This window comes from Carboxylicivirga litoralis, assembly GCF_025499605.1.
Lineage (GTDB): Bacteria > Bacteroidota > Bacteroidia > Bacteroidales > Marinilabiliaceae > Carboxylicivirga > Carboxylicivirga litoralis.
Genome location: NZ_JAFMVC010000027.1, coordinates 14,865 through 35,850, shown reverse-complemented (window position 1 = coordinate 35,850; position 20,986 = coordinate 14,865). Strand labels below are relative to the sequence as shown.

Below are 20,986 nucleotides of genomic sequence, written 5' to 3'. Positions count from 1 at the left end.
GCTTCTTTTATGAAAGTGTAGTTCAAAATTACGAAAATCTATTAAGCTCGTTAATGGTTTGCTGATGTTAGAATAGTAGGTGTTATAAGTCTCAGATATACAGGTTGTAATATTCGGGATTGATTAAATAATCTATATAAATTGAATAATCTATCCTTGTTATTACTGCACAAAAAACCTTGGGTTTTTGACGGATTTGCCTCTAACGCCATGTGTTATCACCCAATAAATTTGTAACAGAGGAATTCAACACAAAAACAATTGTCAAAATAACGTTAGATGATAAAAGGAGTTTTATTAGCATGTATGCTATTAATTGTTTTGGGAACCAACAGTCAGAATAATAAGTGGGAGAATCAGCACATTATTCAGGAGAATAAAATGGATGCAAGGGCAACGTCGTACTCATACAGAAGTGTGAGCGCTGCTCAAAATATGGATCGGGAGCAGTCCGAAATCCAGTTATTAAATGGAGACTGGCAATTCCGTTTCACGCCAGATAGTAAAGATAGTTCCATTGATTTTGTAACTACTGACTATGATGCACATTTGTGGGAGACTATTTCGGTGCCATCATGCTGGGAAATGGAAGGTTACGGAACACCTATTTATACCAATGAAGTATATCCGTTTACGCCCAATGCGCCTTTAATCGACAGGACAAATCCTGTTGGTTCTTATGTAAAAGAGTTCGACTTACCTGAGAAATGGGAGGATGAGCAGGTGATCATCCATTTTGGAGGTGTGTCATCGGCATTCTATTGCTGGTTAAACGGAGAGTACGTTGGCTATAGCCAGGGTAGCCGCTTGCCAGCTGAGTTTGATTTAACCAATCATCTTAAGCCGGGAAAGAATAAGCTGGCAGTTCAGGTGATTCGTTGGTCTGATGGTAGTTACCTCGAAGATCAGGATCACTGGCGTATGAGCGGTATTCATCGCGAGGTATATCTAATGGCACAACCAAAGATTCATGTTAATGACTTTGCCATCCGCACGCCTCTTGATGATGATTATCAAAGCGCGCTATTTCAGATACGTCCCGAAGTGGTTGTAACTGAAGGTAACTATAAAGGATGGATGCTGAAAGTGAATTTGCTGGATCATAAGGGTACTTCAGTTTTGGACAGTGCTATGCAGTTACCAGTAAATAGCATTATAAACGAGTGGTATCCGGCCCGTGATAATGTTTATTTCGGAAAGATGGAAGCTCGCATTAATAAGCCACGTCTTTGGAGCGATGAAGATCCTTACTTGTATAAGGCCATTATCACACTGTTGGATAATGGCGGAAAGGTAGTTGAGGCGCGCAGCAGTTTTGTTGGTTTTCGTGAATACACTTACAGCGACAAAGGTGTTTTTTTAGTTAACGGCAAGCCCGTAAAGCTAAAAGGTGTAAACCGTCACGACCATAGTGAGACAGGTGGTAAAACAATGACGCGTGAAGAGATGAAGCGCGATATTGAATTGATGAAACTGTACAACCTGAATGCAGTTCGTACAGCGCATTACCCTAATGATCCATATGTGTATGAGTTGTGCGATCGCTATGGTATTTACGTGATGGACGAAGCGAATATTGAGTCACACGGCTATGGTGGTAAACTAGCTAATGCTCCTTCATGGAATCAATCATTTATGGATCGGGTGATTCGCATGGTGGAGCGCGACAAAAACCATGCATCCATTTTCTCATGGTCGCTGGGTAACGAATCGGGTTGTGGACCTAATCATGCGGCGGCAGCTGGCTGGATTCGCGATTTCGATCCTACTCGTTTGATCCATTACGAAGGAGCACAGGGGGTTCCAACACATCCTGATTACATCCCACTTAACTCAAATGAATGGGGTGTCAGATACCATTCAAAGATGGCCAACCCGACAGATCCGGCTTATGTGGACATGCTCAGTCGTATGTATCCATCATTGGAACAGCTGGAAGCATTGGGAAGCAATCCAGATTTAAAGAGGCCCGTTGTGATGTGTGAATATGCGCATGCGATGGGTAATTCACTTGGACATTTAAAAGAGTACTGGGACATCGTTTACGAGCATCCGATTATTGCGGGTGGGTTTATTTGGGACTGGATTGACCAGGGTATTCGTGCTGAAGATGAAGATGGAACAGTTTTTTGGAAATACGGTGGTGACTTCGGTGATCAACCTAATCTGGGTAATTTCTGCCTCAATGGTATTGTAGGTCCGGATCGTTCTGTAAAGCCTCAATTGCAAGAATGTAAGTATGTGTTTCAGCCCATACGTTTCAAGAGCATTAATGTTAAAGAGGGACAAATTGCCATTGAAAGTTTGTACAATTTCATTTCAACAAACGAATACTATTTTAAGTGGTCGGTGTCAAAAGAAGGAAAGGAACTGCGTTCAGGCACCATCAATGATATAGTGATTGAGCCAGGCCAGGTGCATCAATTGGCCTTGCCTCTAAATAAGATAAAGCTACAGGATGATAGTGAATATGTGGTACGTGTGAGCATGCATCATAAACACGAAACGGCCTATTCAGCAGCAGGCTATGAGGTAGCCAAACAGCAGTTCATTGTTACACCGGAGAAAAGCACAGCTGATGTGTCTCCCAAAGGCAATAAAGGACTGACATTGACGCAGACGGAAGAGCAGATTACGATTGCCAACAAACAATTTGAGGTGCAGTGGTCGAAAAATACCGGTCAGCTGACGAGCTATGCAGTTAAAGGACACAGATATATTGAGGCCGGTCCTCAGGCGAACTTCTGGCGTCCGCAAACCGATAATGATTTCCGGGGATGGAAATCACATAAGCAATCGGGCTTTTGGAAAGATATTAAAAAAGTTGAGCCTGAGGTGAAAGTTTCTGTTGAGCAGAGTACAGCTTTATGCTATCGGGTATATGTGGAGCAGGTATATAGTGACTCGTTGAGCGTGATTACCAAGTACGATGTGGACAACCAAGCCAATGTGTTGGTGGAGATGGCTGTTGAAATGAAAGGACAATTACCGATGCCTTTAAGAATTGGCTCGGAACTGAACGTTAGCCAATCACTTCAGAGTATGAAGTTCTATGGTAAAGGACCATGGGAAAACTATAATGACAGGGCATTTTCGGCGGAGTTGGATGTTCATCAGGGGACAGTTAAAGATTTCATCCATCACTATGTAACGCCTCAGGAGTGCAGTAATCACACCGAGGTACGATGGATTGAACTGACCAATGCACAAGGCAAAGGTATTCGCATTACAGGGGCACAACCATTAAGCACTTCGGTTTGGCCATGGTCGGCTGAAAATCTGGAAGCAGCCAAACACATTAATGAGCTGAAAACAGCACAGCATTTAACCCTTAACGTGGATCTATTGCAAGTTGGAGTAGGCGGAACAAATACTTGGTCAGAAAAATCTAAAACAATTGAAAAGTACCAGATTCAGCCGGGTAACTATACCTATTCCTATCAGATATCAGTGATTAAATAATATAATCCCAAGCATATAAAGCAGATACTAACTACATATCTAATGAAAAAACAATATATACAGATGGCTTTATGTATGGCGCTTGTCGCCATACTGTTCTCAAGCTGTCAGTCAACAAAGAACCAGCAAGACCAAAAGAAGCCAAATATCCTCTTCATCATGACGGATGATCATTCTTTGCAAACTTTCAGTGCATACGATAATCGTTTTATTGAGACGCCTAATCTGGACAGGATTGGCGAAGAAGGTGCGATTTTCAGAAATAGTTTCGTGACTAATTCGATTTGCGGACCGAGCCGTGCCGTTATGCTCACGGGTAAACATAGCCATAAAAACGGGCACATCAACAATTCGTTAACCTTTGATGGCAATCAGGTGACTTTTCCAAAGTTATTGCGTGCAAATGGTTATCAAACCAGCATTGTGGGTAAATGGCATTTGAAAAGTTTGCCCACCGGATTCGATAACTACGAGGTGTTAATTGACCAGGGAGATTACTATAACTCTGATTTTATCACTAATGGAGATACGATTCCTTCAGATGGTTATGTAACCAATGTGATTACAGATAAAAGCATCAACTGGCTTGAAAATCGAGATGCAGAAAAACCTTTCTGCCTGTTAGTGCACCATAAGGCTACACACCGTATCTGGCAACCCGACACAGCTTTGTTTCATCTGTTTAAAAACAGGGAGTTTGATGTGCCTGAAACATTCTTTGATGATTATCAGAACCGTCAGGCAGCAGCGGAACAACGCATGCACATTGCCAATGATATGGATTTGGTATATGATCTTAAATTATTGGATGAAGAAGAAGAAATTCAAACTAAGTATCGTAAGAACTACGAACACATGATCGCCCAGCTGACACCTGAACAACGTGAGGCCTGGGACAAAGAATATGATCCTATTATTGAAGATTTCAAGTCGAGAAACCTCGAAGGCAAAGAGCTGGCACTATACAAATATCAGCGTTACATGCAGGATTACCTGCGCTGTGTGGCATCAGTTGACAATAATGTCGGACGTTTATTGAATTACCTGGAAGAAAAAGGTGAGTTGGATAATACATTGATTGTCTATACTTCCGATCAGGGCTTCTACATGGGTGAGCACGGTTGGTTTGACAAGCGTTTTATGTACGAACAATCGTTGCGAACGCCTTTAGTGATGCGCTACCCAAAGGTCATTAAGCCCAAAACGCAATTGCATCAGTTAGTGCAGAACATTGACTATGCACCCACGTTTTTAGATGTTGCTGGTCTGAAAGTGCCTGCCGATATGCAAGGCGAAAGCCTGGTCAAACTCTTTAATGATAAAGACGCTGATTGGCGTGAGGCTATTTATTATCACTACTACGAGTTCCCCAACGAGCACATGGTGAAGCGTCATTATGGCATACGCACCGGCCGTTATAAGTTAATTCATTTCTACAACGACATTGACAAATGGGAGCTATACGATTTAGTCGACGATCCTAATGAGATGGTTAACCTTTATGAGCATCCATCGATGCAGGGTTTGATTAGGAAGCTGAAAAAGCAGCTAAAGGAACTACAAGAGAAGTATGAGGATACCGATTTAAGTACCTACTAATCTCTACACTTTCAATCCCCAATTATGAAAAAACATCTAATGATAATGATAACCAGTTGGCTCATTGGGCTGACTGGTTTTGCCACTAATTCAGTTAAAGATTTCTTATTGCCATTTCCGCAAGCTATTAAGGTGGAAGATGGGGCGTTTAATGGTCATGCCGGACGTATTGAACTATCTGGCGATATTAAAGATGTGCGGTTATTATCTGAACTCAAAAAAGTACGTGCTGCGTTTCAGAATATCGGTCTGAACTGGAATATTACAAGAGCTTGTGCCAATGGCGAATCTCCCATTATGAAAGTAAGTATTGATGGAGATCTAGACCTAAAAGAACAAGGTTATCGACTGCTGATTGCGGCTAATCAAATTGAACTAGTGGGAGTGGATCTGGCTGGCGTATATAATGGATTTCAAACGTTGAAGCAGATCATTCGTTACGCTGAGGAAGCCGGATATTTACCACTTGTATCCATAACCGATTACCCTGACTTTAACAACCGCGGGTTTATGTTGGACGTGACCCGGGATAAAGTACCCACATTAACTACTTTATTTCAGATGATCGATCATTTGGCAGAATGGAAAATCAACCAGTTGCAGCTTTATACTGAGCATACTTTTGCTTATCAAAAACATCAGAAAGTATGGCAGGATTATTCGCCCTATACTGCTGAAGATATTATAACAATTAATGAGTATTGCCAGGAGCGCTTTATCGAATTGGTGGCCAACCAAAACTCATTAGGACATATGGAGCGTTGGTTGGAGCATGCCGACTACCAGCATCTGGCTGAATTGGAAAAGGTACAAAAGGATGGGCCTCATCATTTGCAACGACGCACCACTTTGAATCCGGTTGATCCGCGTTCTATGGAGCTCGTTGAAAGTCTATACGATGAGTTGTTACCTAACTTCTCATCTAAAACGGTCAATATTGGTGGTGATGAGCCATGGGAACTGGGACATGGGCGTTCGAAAGAGGCCTGCGATGAACAAGGGAAAGGCGAAGTGTACATCAGCTACATGTCTGAACTGACAAATTATTTAAGTACAAAGGGGTATCAGCCTCAAATGTGGGCAGACATTATACTCAACTATCCTAAACAATTGCACCGCCTACCTGAAGATCTGACTTGTTTGGTTTGGGGCTACCGTTCGTGGTACCCGTTTGAAAAAAACAGTCGCAAGATGCACGATGCCGGAGTGCCTTTCTATGTTTGTCCGGGTACTTCCAGCTGGCAGTCCTTCATTGGTCGATGGCCCAATGCACAGGCAAACCTTTTAAAAGCAGCAAAGGCAGGCAAAAAGTATGAGGCTAGTGGTTATTTAATCACCGATTGGGGCGACTTTGGCCATTGGCAGCCCTTTGTCATCAGTTATCCCGCCATCATATATGGTGCCGGATTATCTTGGGCGGTGGAAGCAAACGAGTCATTGGATGTAAATACTCACCTGGCTTATTCACTCATGAAGCATCCAAACACTGAGCTGGCTCAACTTATAATGGAACTCGGAAGTGTTTATAAATTATATGATGGAGATATTCAAAAGTACGTCAATGTATTTTACGATATCCTTCGTTCTCCCGATGATCCGTTATCCACTCCTAGATTGGAGCATGTTAATGCAGAGAATACCGAAGCTGTTCTGCAGAAGTTAAATATGTTAATTGAGCAACTAGAATGTTGTCCGGCCTATAATAAAGAGCAACAATTACTAATTGAGGAACTTCAACTGGCCGCTGGTTTTGCGCGTCACAGTGCTCTGATGGCCAAAGAACGCTTACTGTTGCCTGATAATAAAATGAGTCATGCTAGTGATTCTGTAAAAGAAATCATGCAGGAAGATTGGGATGCCTTGCTGGCACAATTCAGACGATTATGGATACAAAGGAACCGACCTGGAGGTTTGCAAAATAGTCTTCGCGGATTCGAACCCATTGAAAATGCCTATCGAACTAATAATTGACTATGAAAAAAACACGTTTTATCATGCATAGTATTGTCTTGCTTTCTATTGCATGGCTGGCTGTTTTAACCAGTTGCAGCAGTGTCGTTGATAAAGAGAAAGAGCAACCCAATATTATCTTGTTTTTGGTGGATGATATGGGTTGGCAGGATACATCAGTGCCCTTTTGGACCGAAAGAACACCACTCAACGATAAGTACCATACACCAAATATGGAGCGTTTGGCTCAACAGGGAATGAAATTTACCCAAGCGTATGCCTGTGCTGTCTGTTCTCCAACTCGCGTAAGTCTGATGAGTGGTATGAATGCCGCCCGTCACAGAGTCACTAACTGGACACTTAGACGAGGCGTGTCGCAGGATGCGAAGGATGAAATATTGGAGTTTCCAAAGTGGGATATGAATGGTATACAGACCGCTGACTCGATTGAGTATGCGGTTGCCACCACTCCGCTACCACAGGTCTTAAAGGACAATGGTTATTTTACCATTCATGCAGGGAAGGCCCATTTTGGAGCTTTGACAACGCCATCGGCTAATCCTTGTAATCTAGGATTTGATATAAACATTGCAGGTCATGCTGCGGGAGGACCTGCCACTTATCAGGGGCTTAAAAACTACGGTCATGATGAGAATGGTATTCCGCTTAATGTATGGGCGATACCGGGGCTGGAGAAGTATCATGGTCAGGACATCAATCTGACGGAAGTATTAACTATCGAAGCAAAACTGGCTTTGGATAGTGCGTTGAGCATCGATAAACCTTTTTTCCTCTACATGGCTCATTATACTGTTCATGTGCCTATTGAAGCAGATAATCGGTTCTATCAGAAATACAAGAGTCAAGGACTTGACGAAACTGAAGCACGTTATGCATCGATGGTAGAAGGCATGGATAAGAGCTTAGGTGATTTAATGGATTATCTAGAGCAGAAAGGCATTGATGATAATACCATTATATTATTTATGTCCGATAATGGTGGCCTGAGTGCACATGCCCGTGGAGGTGAATTGCATGTGCATAACGCACCACTTAATAGCGGTAAAGGTTCAGCATACGAAGGGGGTATTCGGGAGCCGATGATAGTAAAATGGCCGGGTACAGTTCAGCCAAAAACTAAATGTGATGATTACCTGATTATCGAAGATTTTTATCCTTCGATACTTGAAATGGCAGGCATAATAAATGTAATTCCGAAGCAGGAGATTGATGGTGTGAGCTTTGTGCCTATGCTATTGCAGGAAGGAAGTACAGCAACAGACCGTGAACTTTTCTGGCATTTTCCGAACAAATGGGGCGGACACGGGCCTGGTATCGGAACCACCAGCACCATTCGAAGTGGCCAGTGGAAACTGATTTATTGGTATAGTGACCAGCACTTTGAGCTGTTTAATATACATCAGGATATTGGAGAGACAAACAACCTGGCAGCTGAACACCCTCAAATCGTTAAAGAGTTGGCGAAAAAGCTGGGTGATTATTTGCGAAGTGTGAATGCCCAAAGGCCCTCAAACAAACAAAATGGACAGATAGTACCCTGGCCCGATGAGGTACAGTTATAGGCGGAATAGTTTACGATGTTACTGATAGTTAGTGATGAAAGATAATAAAGAAGTAAAAATAGTTTCACAGTTGCTCGATGGTGATGAAAAGGCTGTTGCCTGGATCGTATCGAACTATAGATTACGTCTTTTGAATTTTATTCAGCAAAGTCTTCCTAAAGAAGAAGATGTAGAAAGCCTCGTGCAGGAGGTATTTCTCATCATCTGGAATAAGCGGAAAACTCTGAAACAGGATGCTTCATTGGGGGCATTCATCTTTACCGTGGCCCGAAATCTGATGATTGATCACATGCGAAAGCTTATTCGTCAGCGCAAGTATATTGAGGAAACCATTGCAAGCAGTCAGGATATTGATGACTCAACCGTCGAGTCTATAGAATATAAAGAGGTAGAGCAGCAGGTATTCAAATGTATTGAAGAGCTTCCGGCTAAGGGGCGTGAAATATTTATGCTCAATAAGATGGAAGGCATGAGCTATAAAGCTATTGCCAATATGCTGGGTATTAGTGAACATACTGTAAATGCGCATATGTACAATTCTACAAAGATTCTTAAAAAGAATCTGAAGGAATTGATATGCCTGTTAATCGTACTCCTGGCGGCTGGATAAGTTAAGTATGGGTTGTTTGAAAAAAAAGTAGACGTGTAAGATACAGTTGGTGAGGGTGATGCAGTTTTTATTGAAAAAAAATAAAAATAGCACTAATAGATGAAAAGACTTCAATCGTATTTAATGTAGATGAGCGAAAATAAATCACATATAGACGCAAAGATAAACCGCTTGTATTCCGATAAGATGTTGGGTAAGGAGGCGATACAGGATTTGGAAAGCTGGTTAGATAACGAATCTGAAAGAGAGGAATTGGCGTTGTACTTTTCAGAGAAATGGGAAGCAGCCAAAACATCTGATGTTAAAGAGGCGAATCAGACAAAGAGACTACATCTAACATCGACTTGGTGGAACCTCCAGTTTTATAAAAATGTAGCAGCTATACTCTTACTTCCTCTTATAGGAGCATTGCTTTTTGTGATCATAAATCAAAAAGTTGCGGATACTCAACTGATGACCGTTAGAACAGAGCTGGGAGACAGGGCTCATTTCTTTTTACCTGATGGCACCGAAGTTCACATGAATGCGCTTTCAACGCTAAGCTATAACTTAAGTTATGGGGTGAATCAGCGTAATGTTCAAGTGACAGGAGAAGTATACTTTGATGTATTTAAAAATCCTTCTTTGCCTTTTGTTGTCTCTTCAGATTCGATAACTGTTGAAGCGTTAGGGACACAGTTTATGGTAAGAAATTATCTGGACGAACCGTTTGTGCGCTCTTCGCTTCTTGAAGGTAAGATAAAGGTTGAAAGTACAGATGAGGGAATGGTTTTGGTGCCCGGTGAAAGCGTGGAATACAATAAAGCGGCATCGGTTCTCACGAAAAAACGTTTCGATTTAGGAATGGGGTTAGCCTGGACGAATGGGAGTCTCATTTTTAAGGATGATACCATGGAGGACGTTTGCCGTAAAATTGAGCATTGGTATGGTGTAGAAGTGATTTGCACTACGGCTGACTTTAGAGGTAAAACCTTTTCTCTGCGCCTGAGAAAAGAAGAGACACTTTATAATCTATTGGCGATTATGAGTGAGGTGTTACAGCTCAACTACAGAATGAATGATGATAAACTAATAATAACTAAAAAACGGATTAACAACTAAAAAGCAGACAATATTGGCCTATTGTCTGCTTAATCAATGAACTAATTTCTAATTAATTCAGCAAAACACAAATTTATGAAAAGAAAAACAAATCATCCGGATTGTTTGCACAATTATCGGAGGAAAAAAATCTATCGTATAATGAAGCTACTGAGTGTATTCTTGTTTTGTGGCTCGATGGTCATTTCTGCAGCTGGCTATGCACAAAACAAGCGCGTGACCATTCAAGAAAGTACTATTTCAATACAGGAACTTTTTGAGCAGATTGAAAATTCTGCAGACTGTAGATTCGCCTACAGCAATTCTCAGCTTAATCCGCGGCAAATTGTTTCAGTTAATGTTAAGGATAGCGATGTTGAAGAGGTGCTTAAGCAGGTACTTGATAAAAATCTTACTTACAAAGTAATTGAGAACTATTATGTGATTGTTGATAAAACACAGAGCGATGTGGTTGCTCAGGTTCAACAGCATGTAGTGGAAGGTAAAGTGACTGATCATATGGGTGAACCTTTACCGGGCGTTAACGTGTACGAACAGGAAAATCCAACATCTGGTGTTATCACCGGTATTGATGGATCCTTTTCAATAAGTGTGAGTTCAGAGAATGCCAGTTTGACTTTCTCATTTGTTGGGTTTGAGTCTCAGGTTGTAAATGTGGCTGGCAGAACCAACTTTAATATTACCATGGTGGAGGAAGCGACCGGATTGGATGAAGTAGTTGTGGTTGCTTATGGTACGCAAAAAAAGGTAAATGTTACGGGCTCTGTATCAGCTGTTACCTCCGATAAAATTGAGGAACGCCCTGTGCAGAATGTATCACAAGCTTTACAAGGAATCGTACCTGGTTTAAATGTGACCTCTTCAGGTGGTGGTGAATTAAACAATCCGCTTAAAATCAATATCCGTGGAGCAGGTACAATCGGTGATGGTTCTAACTCTGGTCCACTGATCTTAATTGATGGCATGGAGGGTGATATGAATTCGCTTAACCCACAGGATATTGAAAGTATCTCTGTTTTGAAAGATGCCGCATCTTCTGCTATCTATGGTTCTCGTGCACCTTTTGGGGTAATTTTAATTACAACCAAAAGAGGTAAGGAAGGGCGCATGCAAATTAACTATAATAACAACTTCCGTTGGAGCGATCCTTTGTTGAAGCCTAATATGTTGGATTCATATACTTTTGCCAAATACTGGAACGATGCACGTGCCAATGCTGGACAGAATCCTGCCTTTAGCGATGAAGTATTGGAACGTATTCTAGCCTACCAAAAAGGAGAAATAGACTATGGAACAGTAGCTAATACCAATGGAGACAGGTGGCAGCAGTATACAGGCTCGCATGCCAATACCGATTGGTTTGAAGAGCATTATAAAAGCTGGACACCTTCGCAGGAGCATGCTTTAAGTCTGAATGGTGGTTCGGAGAAAATACAGTATTACTTATCAACGAACTATTTGAATCAGAATGGTTTATTGCGTCATGCTAACGATTCATTCGACAGGTTTACAGTAACTGCTAATGTAACTGCTCAGTTAGCCGATTTCGCTAGCATCCGCTACAACACTAAGTTCATCCGCGAAACTTATGAAAAGGCTACTCACCAGTTTGGTTTGTTCTATCATAACATTGCGCGTCGCTGGCCAACTAACCCTGTATATGATCCAAACGGATTTTATGCTGATGGAGGAGAAATTCTTCAGTTAAGAGAAGGAGGTCGCAATATTTCGGAGAAAGATCAAAACTACCAGCAATTTAGGTTAGATATTGAACCAATCAAAGGATGGAAGCTGATTGGTGAGTTAAACTACCGTACTGATACTTACTTCAGCAGCAGTAATTATCTGCCTGCTTATGCGCACGATGTAGCAGGAAATCCATATGCAGTTGGTGTTGGTTGGTTGTCGCCTGGTAGCACGCAAGCATCTGAATATGCCTCAAAAACGACTTATATGAGTCCGAACCTGTACACTCAATTCACTAAGGAATTTGAAGGAGGGCATAATCTGACGGCTTTAGCTGGTTTTCAATCGGAAGAAAATAAAACACGTAACTTAGGTGGTTATCGCAATGATTTAATCAGTCCTGATTTGCCAACAATCAATACCGCTTCAGGTGAAGATAAAATTACCTCAGGAGGTTATGGACACTGGGCTACAGCTGGTTTCTTTGGTCGTATTAACTATAACTACCAAGAAAAGTACCTGGTTGAGTTGAATGCCCGATATGATGGAACAAGCCGATTCTTAAGAGAAGAACGTTGGAATTTATTCCCTTCTTTATCAGTGGGATGGAATATCGCAAGAGAAAACTTCTGGCAACCATTGGAGGACAAAATTAATACTTTAAAGTTACGTGCTTCATGGGGTGAACTGGGTAACCAAAACACAAAGCAATGGTACCCGTTCTATACAACCATGCCTGTAGGAACTGCTAATGGCTCATGGATGATAAATGGCATGCGTCCCAACACAGCCTCTAGCCCTGGATTGGTGAGCTCATTGTTAACCTGGGAAACGGTTCGCTCATGGAACATTGGTTTAGACGCAGGGATGTTTGATAATCGCTTAACATTGGTGTTTGACTACTTCCAGCGCTTTACAGAAGATATGGTTGGACCTGCACCTGAGCTGCCAGCAACCTTAGGTACTTCTGTTCCAAAAATCAACAATGCGGATATGAAGTCCTATGGATTTGAATTGGAGCTTAGCTGGCGCGATAAAATTGGCCAGGTATCTTATGGTGTAAGAGGTATTTTAGCCGATGACCAACAGGAAGTAACCCGTTATCCAAATGAAAACGGTCGTGTAGATATGTGGTATGCTGGTCGTATGGGCGGAGAAATTTGGGGTTATACAACCCATGGTATTGCCAAAAGTGATGATGAGATGAACAACTGGTTGGCTAATCACGACCAGAGTGTGATGGGGAGCAACTGGGCAGCTGGTGACATCATGTATGAAGACCTCAATAATGATGGTGAAATCAATTCAGGAAGTGGCGTACTCGGCGATACTGGTGACTACTCAATCATTGGAAACAACACACCACGTTATAAATTCAGTATTGATTTGGATGCAGCCTGGAAAGGTATTGACTTCAGAATGCTTTGGCAAGGTGTTGGCAAGCGCGACTATGCTTTGGGTGGCCCTTATTTCTGGGGAGCTAACGGAAACATGTGGCAGGCTGCCGGCTTCAAAGAGCACATGGATTATTTCCGTCCTGAAGGTCATGAGTTAGGGGCTAATGTGGATGGATATTATCCTCGTCCAATTATGTCATGGGAGTCTAATAAGAATACTAAAACACAGACCCGATACCTTCAGAATGCGGCCTATATTCGATTGAAGAATATTCAGGTAGGTTATACTATTCCTCAAACGTTTACCAAGAAGTATGGTGTTCAGAAGCTACGTTTCTATGTATCAGGCGAGAACTTGCTGACATTTACAGAGATGACCAAAATATTTGACCCTGAAACCATTGATGGTGGATGGAGCGATGGTAAGATTTATCCGCTATCAAAAACTATTTCAGCAGGTTGTAGCATAACTTTCTAAGAAATACTAATAGTTGTTTACTCAGAGATAAACTAGTATGACTAATGAAAAGAATAACAAAATAGATTTATGAAAATGAAAAAAAATAATATAAAATTATTCGCCTACTTACTTGGGGTATTGGCCTTGGGTGCATTTAGTAGCTGTAATGATTTCCTTGATAGAGAGCCTTTGGATCAGGTAACACCAGAGGTGTATTTGAATGCCGAAGATCAATTGGCGGCATACGCAATTGCACATTACAATTTCCCAACTCATTCAGGTTGGGGAAATGGAACTTTTAGTTATGATAATCATACTGATAACCAGGCAACATCAGGTTATAGTACAAGATTTTCACCAGGCGAATGGCGTGTTGGCCAAAATGGTGGTTCATGGACTTTTTCAGGAATCCGCGAGTGTAACTATTTCCTTGAGGATGTATTGCCAAAATGGAAAGCAGGAAGCATCTCTGGTAATCCGGCAAATATTGAGCATTACATTGGTGAGATGTACTTTATTCGCGCCTATGAATACTTTAATCGTGTTCAGGCGTTAGGTGATTTCCCGATTATCCGAAATACTTTACCCGATCAGCAGGAAGTATTAACTGAAGCATCAAAGAGAAGACCTCGCAACGAAGTGGCGCGTTTCATTATCTCTGATTTAGATTCGGCCATAATGTTAATGAACAATGTGCCGGATGGAGGCAGAAATCGCCTGACAAAATTAAGTGCGCAACTGTTTAAGTCACGTGTTGCTTTGCATGAAGGAAGCTGGTTGAAATACCACAAGGGAACAGCGCGTGTTCCGGGAGGTCCAGGTTGGCCGGGAGCTAATGCTGACTACCTGAGTGGGTTCTCAATTGATATTGATGCTGAAATCAACTACTTTTTAGGTGAAGCAATGAAAGCTTCAAAAGAAGTGATTGATGCGGTTAGTTTAGTAGCTAATAATGGTGATTCTGAAGGAACTGCCATCTTTGATAATCCATACTACAACATGTTTGCTGCTAATGATATGTCTGATTTCGATGAGGTATTGTTCTGGCGTTCTTACAATGTACAGGAAAATGTCTATCACCAGAACCAGCACTACTTGCAAAAGAATGGTGGTAATACAGGTTATACAAGAGGTTTTGTAGAGAGTTTCCTAATGGAGAATGGCTTGCCAATTTATGCAGCGGGTTCGGGTTATGTAGGTGATGCTACTATCAGCGATGTGAAAGAGTTGCGCGATGATCGATTGAAACTATTTATGAAAGCGCCAGGTGAGCAGATTACCGATGCCAATGTAGAACCTTATCCTGATATTTTAGGAATTCCTGAGGTGAAGTATGTAACGGGTTATGCAATCAAAAAAGGTGTTAATCGTGATGATTCACAAGCCGATGGTTCAGGTAGTTATACCGGTTCAATCGTATTCAGGGCGGCAGAGGCTTACCTGAATTACATTGAGGCTGCTTATGTGTTGAACGGTTCTTTAGATGCAACAGCGACTAACTGTTGGGTGGCCTTAAGAACACGAGCTGGCCTTGATACAGATTTCAATAAGACCATTGCAGCAACTGATATGACACAAGAAGCTCAGGGTGACTGGGGTGCGTATTCTGGCGGTAACCTGGTTGATGCAACACTTTATAATATTCGCAGAGAGCGCCGTTGTGAGCTCGTAGCTGAAGGTATGCGTTACATGGACTTAAAGCGCTGGCGCGCTTTGGATCAGGTAAGTAACTATCAGATTGAAGGTTTTAACCTGTGGGGTGGCGATATGCAAGATTGGTATCTGGATGACGATTCAGGTGAATCATTATTAATACCTGAAGGAACAGAAGGTAAGACCTCTAACGTATCAAGTCCGGCTAATAGCAATTATTTGCGTCCTTACCAGATTGTAAAAGATAATAACCTGGTTTATAATGGATATAACTGGCACCCGGCGCACTATTTATCGCCGATTGCGTACGATCACTTCTTAATGACAAGCGGTGGTGAACCAACTAATTCGGTGATTTATCAGAATCCGAACTGGCCTATTGAAGCAAATGGTGAACCGATTGATTAATACGATATAACATAGTTGAATTTAAAATAAGGTCTTGGGCACTCGTTTGCCCAAGGCCTTTTACCGCTTAATTATGAAACTATATTTTTTATTTTCCATCCTTATCGCTTTTTGTAGTTGCAATGCCCCAAAGGAGGTGCAGCATGATTGGGAGTTAATTTGGTCCGATGAATTTGACATAACTGGTCCACCAAGTGCTCAAAACTGGAGTTTTTCGGGGCAAAATAAGGCGGATTGGGCATGCTATTGTTCTGATCGCATTGAGAATGCTTTTGTGGCTGACGGTTACCTGCATGTAAAGGGAACTGTCGAGAACTTATCGGATGGGACAATGAATTACCAAACGGGTTGTATCCAAACCAAAGGGAAATTTAGTTTTCTATATGGTAAAATAGAGGTGTGTGCTAAGCTGCAACATGGCAAAGGCTCCTGGCCGGCCATTTGGATGATGCCCGAAAATAGCGAGTATGGCGGATGGCCCAAAAGTGGTGAGATTGATATCATGGAGCATTTAAATAACGATGCTTACGTCTATCAAACGATTCACAGTGAATTTTTGGATAACCAAGGAGGCAAGGATAATGTAAACTATTATGTTACGGCACCCTATAATGTAAATGAATTTAATGTATTTGCCTGTGAGTGGTATCCTGATTCATTGTGCTTCTCTATAAATGATAAAGCAACATTCACATATCCTCGAGGTAAAAGTGATGATTCTGAAAAGTGGCCATTCGATAAGCCATTTTACATCATACTTAACCAGGCATTGGGCGGCAATTGGGTTGGAGAAATTAACCTGGACGATGTTCCTCAGGAGATGTTGGTGGACTGGGTAAGGGTGTATCAATAGGTATCATTGAAAGATAACTCAAGAATCCGAAGTAATTGTTCCCTGTTTAGATTAACATTAACAATCCAGGTCAAGTAATCCAAAGCCATGCTCATTTTATGATCATCACCTAAACCTGAGAGATAAACTGATTAGCCTCAAAGGTATAAGAGTGATGAGTTTTAAAGAATTACAGTAACTAATCCTTCAAAATTAAAATATGAAATTTTTTATACTTAATGCATTTATTATTTCGATTGCAAAATCCGGATTATTAATCTGTTTGGGTTTAATCATAATGAATCATTTTGAATCCACCTTGTCTTTAATAAGCCGTAAGCCTCTTTCTGACAATCTGATTCAACCACAGAACCTTGAAGCACTGAATAAAGTCTTAAAGTGGGTTGGGATATGCATTATTGTGCTTGGTATTAGCATGGCTATTAATGGACTTGCTACAATTTTTGTGGGTATGAACATGCCGTCAAAAAGCTTCAACTTTAACTTTTAAGGAGATCATGTTCAAATTGATTTTCTTAAACATAACTCAACCATGTTATGCAGTGTTAATATTTACACAACTAAATAGGACCTTTTGTATAAGTGCGTGATAGTAGCTATGTAAATATTAGTGGAATAATTGCAAAACAAGGAAAACGAGTTGCCAATAACATGTAAATACCAATAAATTGTTTTTTCTTAGATAAATAAAAGTAAGATTTACTCTTTTAATATCAGTTAACCATAATGATGAAATTTAAATCTATAATTGGATGTATTCTGTGTGGCTATTTTATAATTGGCTGTTCAGTAAATAATCAGGATAAGACTTTTTTAAAACAGGTTCAATTTGAAGAGCATACCAGCCTGGATGAAAAGGTTAAAATGGCAGCACATGTAGTGCCTACGCAACAGCAACTTGATTGGCAAAAGCTGGAAATGACGGCTTTTATCCATTTTACAGTCAATACCTTTACTAATATGGAGTGGGGGCATGGTGACGAATCACCTGAAATTTTTAATCCATCGGAGCTGGATGCCCGCCAGTGGGCTAAAACTCTCAGTGATGCAGGTATGAAGATGGTTATTCTTACAGCCAAGCATCACGATGGCTTCTGTTTGTGGCCAACAAAAACCACTCAACACTCGGTTGTATCTGCTCCCTGGAAAGATGGTAAAGGAGATGTGGTAAAGGAACTGAGTGAAGCCTGTAAGGAATTCGGCCTTAAGTTTGGTGTTTATCTTTCTCCTTGGGATCGTAATGCAGAATGTTATGGTGATTCACCCAGGTATAACGAAATGTTTAATCAGCAGCTCACCGAGTTGTTATCATGGTACGGCAAGGTGGATGAAGTGTGGTTCGATGGGGCTTGCGGCGAAGGACCTAATGGCAAAAAGCAAGAGTATGACTGGGCCTCGTATTATGGCACAATTAAAAACCTACAACCCGATGCTGTGATTGCCATCATGGGTGAAGATGTGCGTTGGGTAGGTACCGAAACCGGCTATGGACGTGAAACAGAATGGAGCGTCACAGCCTATGCGCCAGGTGGTCGTCCGGAAATGGCAACCATAAATGAACAGCTGGAGTTGAAAGCTACCTCGAAGGACCTGGGAAGCCGCTCCATGATCGAAAAGGCTAATCACCTTTTCTGGTATCCTGCCGAAGTGGATGTATCCATCAGGCCCGGATGGTTTTATCATGAACACGAGGATAATCAGGTCAAGTCGCTTACAAAAATGGTGGATATATACTTTAACTCTGTGGGAATGAATGCGGTTCTACTATTAAATATTCCGCCTGATACACGTGGTTTGATTCACGAAAATGATGTAGCGCGTCTAAAAGAGTTTAAGGCATACCTTGATGAAACATTTGAAAACAATCTGATTTTAAATGCAGTGTGCTCTGATGCGTCATCGGCAAATCGGGCCATTGATAATGATTACGATACTTACTGGCAAATAGATAACCTGCCGAATGCGGCTACTTTTAAGTTATCGCAGCCTCAGAAAGTAAATGTGGTGATGCTGCAGGAATACATCGCCAAAGGACAACGTGTGGAACAGTTTAAAGTGGAAGCCAAAGTTGATGGTGCCTGGACTGAGGTGGCAAAAGGAACAACCATCGGCTACAAGCGTTTGCTCCGTTTCCCGAATATAACTACTGATGAAGTTCGTGTAACCATCGAACAGGCGCGCGACGGTGCACTGATAAATGCCATAGGTGTGTTTGCTTCACCTGAGATTTTATCAGAACCGGTCATTAAGCGAAATCGCGAAGGATTGGTAAGTATTAAAGCGGAGACTACTCATCCGGTCATCACCTATACGCTTGACGGAACAGAGCCAAAGGCTGCATCAGCAAGGTATTCTCAACCATTTAGTTTGCCTGATGGCGGAACGGTTAAAGCCAGAGCTTTTATTAACGACTTCGGATCGCAGAGTAGTGTGGTGACGCAGCAATTCGATATCTGTTCGGAAAAATGGACGATTGTAGGCGTGAGTGCTCAAACGGAACAGTTTAAACCAATAAACGCGATTGATGGCGATCCCAATACGATGTGGCACACCCCTTGGGGTGATAATGTACCAAGTCATCCGCATTATATCGCAATTGATTTGGGTGAACAGCTAAATATTAAAGGGTTTAGTTATACGCCGCGTGCCGATCATAATAAGAGTGGCACCATCTTCAAATATGTGTTCTACGTAAGTCAGGACGGTAAGATTTGGCAAGAGGTAAAAACAAGTGGTGAGTTTAGTAATATCAAAAATAATCCGGTGAAGCAGGATATACATTTCAATAAAAACTATCAGGCGCGTTTTATTAAGCTGGAAAGCAAAGAAGGTGCATTTAACGAGCCATGGGTTTCACTTGCAGAACTAGGTGTGATAACGAAGTAAACAAAACAAATTATAAGAGACGAAACCAGCCTGTAGTTGGTATTATAGATACTATTATATGTTGGTTTCATCTTGTTGTTGAAAGATAAATCAGATACATGAACAAGTTACTTTGGATTGCAGTAAGTACATTATTATTACTTGCTGGGTGTGCTCAAAAAAATGACAGAGAGTCCATTTCAGAGCCGGTTTCCAAACCATTAACACCACTGATGGGATGGGCCAGCTGGAACCAGTACCGGGTAAAAATCTCTGAAGATATTATTAAAGCTCAGGCTGATGCATTAGTTGAAAGTGGTCTGAAAGAAGCCGGTTACAATTTCATCAATATTGATGATGGTTTTTTTGGTGGCCGCGATGCGCAAGGCAATATTATTCCGCACTCAACGCGTTTCCCCAATGGCATGAAAGCTGTGGCTGATTACATTCACAGTAAAGGCCTGAAGGCTGGCATCTATTCCGATGCCGGTATCAACACCTGCGCATCCTATTGGGACAAAGATACAATCGGTGTCGGCATGGGACTCTATGGGCACGACCGTCAGGATTTAACCCTGATGCTGAAAGACTGGGGCTATGACTTTATCAAAGTAGACTGGTGTGGTGGTCAATGGCTCGATTTGGATGAGCAGACTCGCTATACGGAGATAGCTAATCTGATTAACGAAATCAAGCCTGGTACAGTTTATAACATCTGCCGTTGGCAGTTTCCGGGCAAATGGGCCACATCCATTGCAGATTCATGGCGTATCTCAGGCGATATCGCCAATAAGTTTTCGTCCATTTTACAAATCATCGATATCAATGCAGAACTGTGGCGCTATGCCTCACCCGGGCATTTTAATGATATGGATATGTTGCAGGTTGGGCGTGGCATGAGTTACGAAGAAGATAAAACGCATTTTTCGATGTGGTGCATGATGAACTCGCCATTGATGGCAGGTAACGATTTAAGCTCCATGTCTCAGCAAACACTCGATATACTCACCAACAAAGAGGTGATTGCCTTAAATCAGGATCCATTGGCTTATCAGGCTCGCAGGATTATTGATTATGGTGATCTGGAGGTATGGGGTAAGCCTTTGGGGTCGACCATGAGCGGCGAGGTGGCTGTGGCCTTGCTGAACCGCAGCGAAACGCTTCAGCCCATCGAGTTTAAGTTGGAGGACATAGGTATTCTTGCATCTAAAGGTTATACCTATCGCGATTTATGGACCAGTCAATCATCCGATAGCTTACAGGATGAAAACCTATGCTTTGACGTTCCTTCTCATGGAGTTGTGGTATTGCGAATAAAGGGACAGTCCAAACCTTATAATGTCTATCAATACAAGTAAT

12 protein-coding genes are annotated in these 20,986 nt (G+C 41.7%); all 12 read left to right on the top strand.

All coding sequences use genetic code 11. The features are described 5' to 3' along the window. Positions 1-279: 279 nt before the first annotated feature. Positions 280-3,462 carry a glycoside hydrolase family 2 TIM barrel-domain containing protein gene (locus J1N10_RS17805; protein WP_262328089.1) on the top strand — a complete coding sequence of 1,061 codons (3,183 nt, stop codon included), beginning with the start codon at positions 280-282 and terminating at the stop codon, positions 3,460-3,462. A 42-nt stretch (positions 3,463-3,504) separates the two neighbouring features. Continuing rightward, the gene (locus J1N10_RS17800) at positions 3,505-5,061 is read left to right on the top strand and encodes a sulfatase family protein (protein WP_262328088.1); all 1,557 of its coding nucleotides are present in this window, start codon (positions 3,505-3,507) and stop codon (positions 5,059-5,061) included. A gap of 24 nt (positions 5,062-5,085) precedes the next feature. Next, complete coding sequence (locus J1N10_RS17795) at positions 5,086-7,032, top strand: beta-N-acetylhexosaminidase (RefSeq protein WP_262328087.1); 1,947 nt, start codon at positions 5,086-5,088, stop codon at positions 7,030-7,032. A gap of 2 nt (positions 7,033-7,034) precedes the next feature. Next, positions 7,035-8,594, top strand: coding sequence for a sulfatase (locus J1N10_RS17790; RefSeq protein WP_262328086.1), 1,560 nt, complete (start codon positions 7,035-7,037; stop codon positions 8,592-8,594). Between the two features lie 34 nt (positions 8,595-8,628). Next, on the top strand, positions 8,629-9,204 hold the full coding sequence (locus J1N10_RS17785) for an RNA polymerase sigma factor (RefSeq protein WP_262328085.1): 576 nt from the start codon (positions 8,629-8,631) through the stop codon (positions 9,202-9,204). A gap of 129 nt (positions 9,205-9,333) precedes the next feature. Continuing rightward, positions 9,334-10,305 carry a FecR family protein gene (locus tag J1N10_RS17780; RefSeq protein ID WP_262328084.1) on the top strand — a complete coding sequence of 324 codons (972 nt, stop codon included), beginning with the start codon at positions 9,334-9,336 and terminating at the stop codon, positions 10,303-10,305. 75 nt (positions 10,306-10,380) lie between these two features. Continuing rightward, the gene (locus J1N10_RS17775; RefSeq protein ID WP_262328083.1) at positions 10,381-13,866 is read left to right on the top strand and encodes a TonB-dependent receptor; all 3,486 of its coding nucleotides are present in this window, start codon (positions 10,381-10,383) and stop codon (positions 13,864-13,866) included. Between the two features lie 75 nt (positions 13,867-13,941). Next, a complete protein-coding gene (locus J1N10_RS17770; RefSeq protein WP_262328082.1) occupies positions 13,942-15,909 on the top strand; it encodes a RagB/SusD family nutrient uptake outer membrane protein in 1,968 nt (655 codons plus the stop codon). Between the two features lie 73 nt (positions 15,910-15,982). Beyond that, positions 15,983-16,762 (top strand): glycoside hydrolase family 16 protein, encoded by a 780-nt coding sequence (locus J1N10_RS17765; RefSeq protein ID WP_262328081.1) that lies wholly within the window; start codon positions 15,983-15,985, stop codon positions 16,760-16,762. A 199-nt stretch (positions 16,763-16,961) separates the two neighbouring features. Beyond that, positions 16,962-17,252, top strand: a complete 291-nt coding sequence (locus J1N10_RS17760) for a hypothetical protein (protein ID WP_262328080.1) — start codon at positions 16,962-16,964, stop codon at positions 17,250-17,252. Positions 17,253-17,488: 236 nt separating this feature from the next. Beyond that, complete coding sequence (locus J1N10_RS17755; RefSeq protein WP_262328079.1) at positions 17,489-19,648, top strand: alpha-L-fucosidase; 2,160 nt, start codon at positions 17,489-17,491, stop codon at positions 19,646-19,648. A gap of 98 nt (positions 19,649-19,746) precedes the next feature. Then, positions 19,747-20,985 carry a glycoside hydrolase family 27 protein gene (locus J1N10_RS17750; protein ID WP_262328078.1) on the top strand — a complete coding sequence of 413 codons (1,239 nt, stop codon included), beginning with the start codon at positions 19,747-19,749 and terminating at the stop codon, positions 20,983-20,985. Position 20,986: the final 1 nt, after the last annotated feature.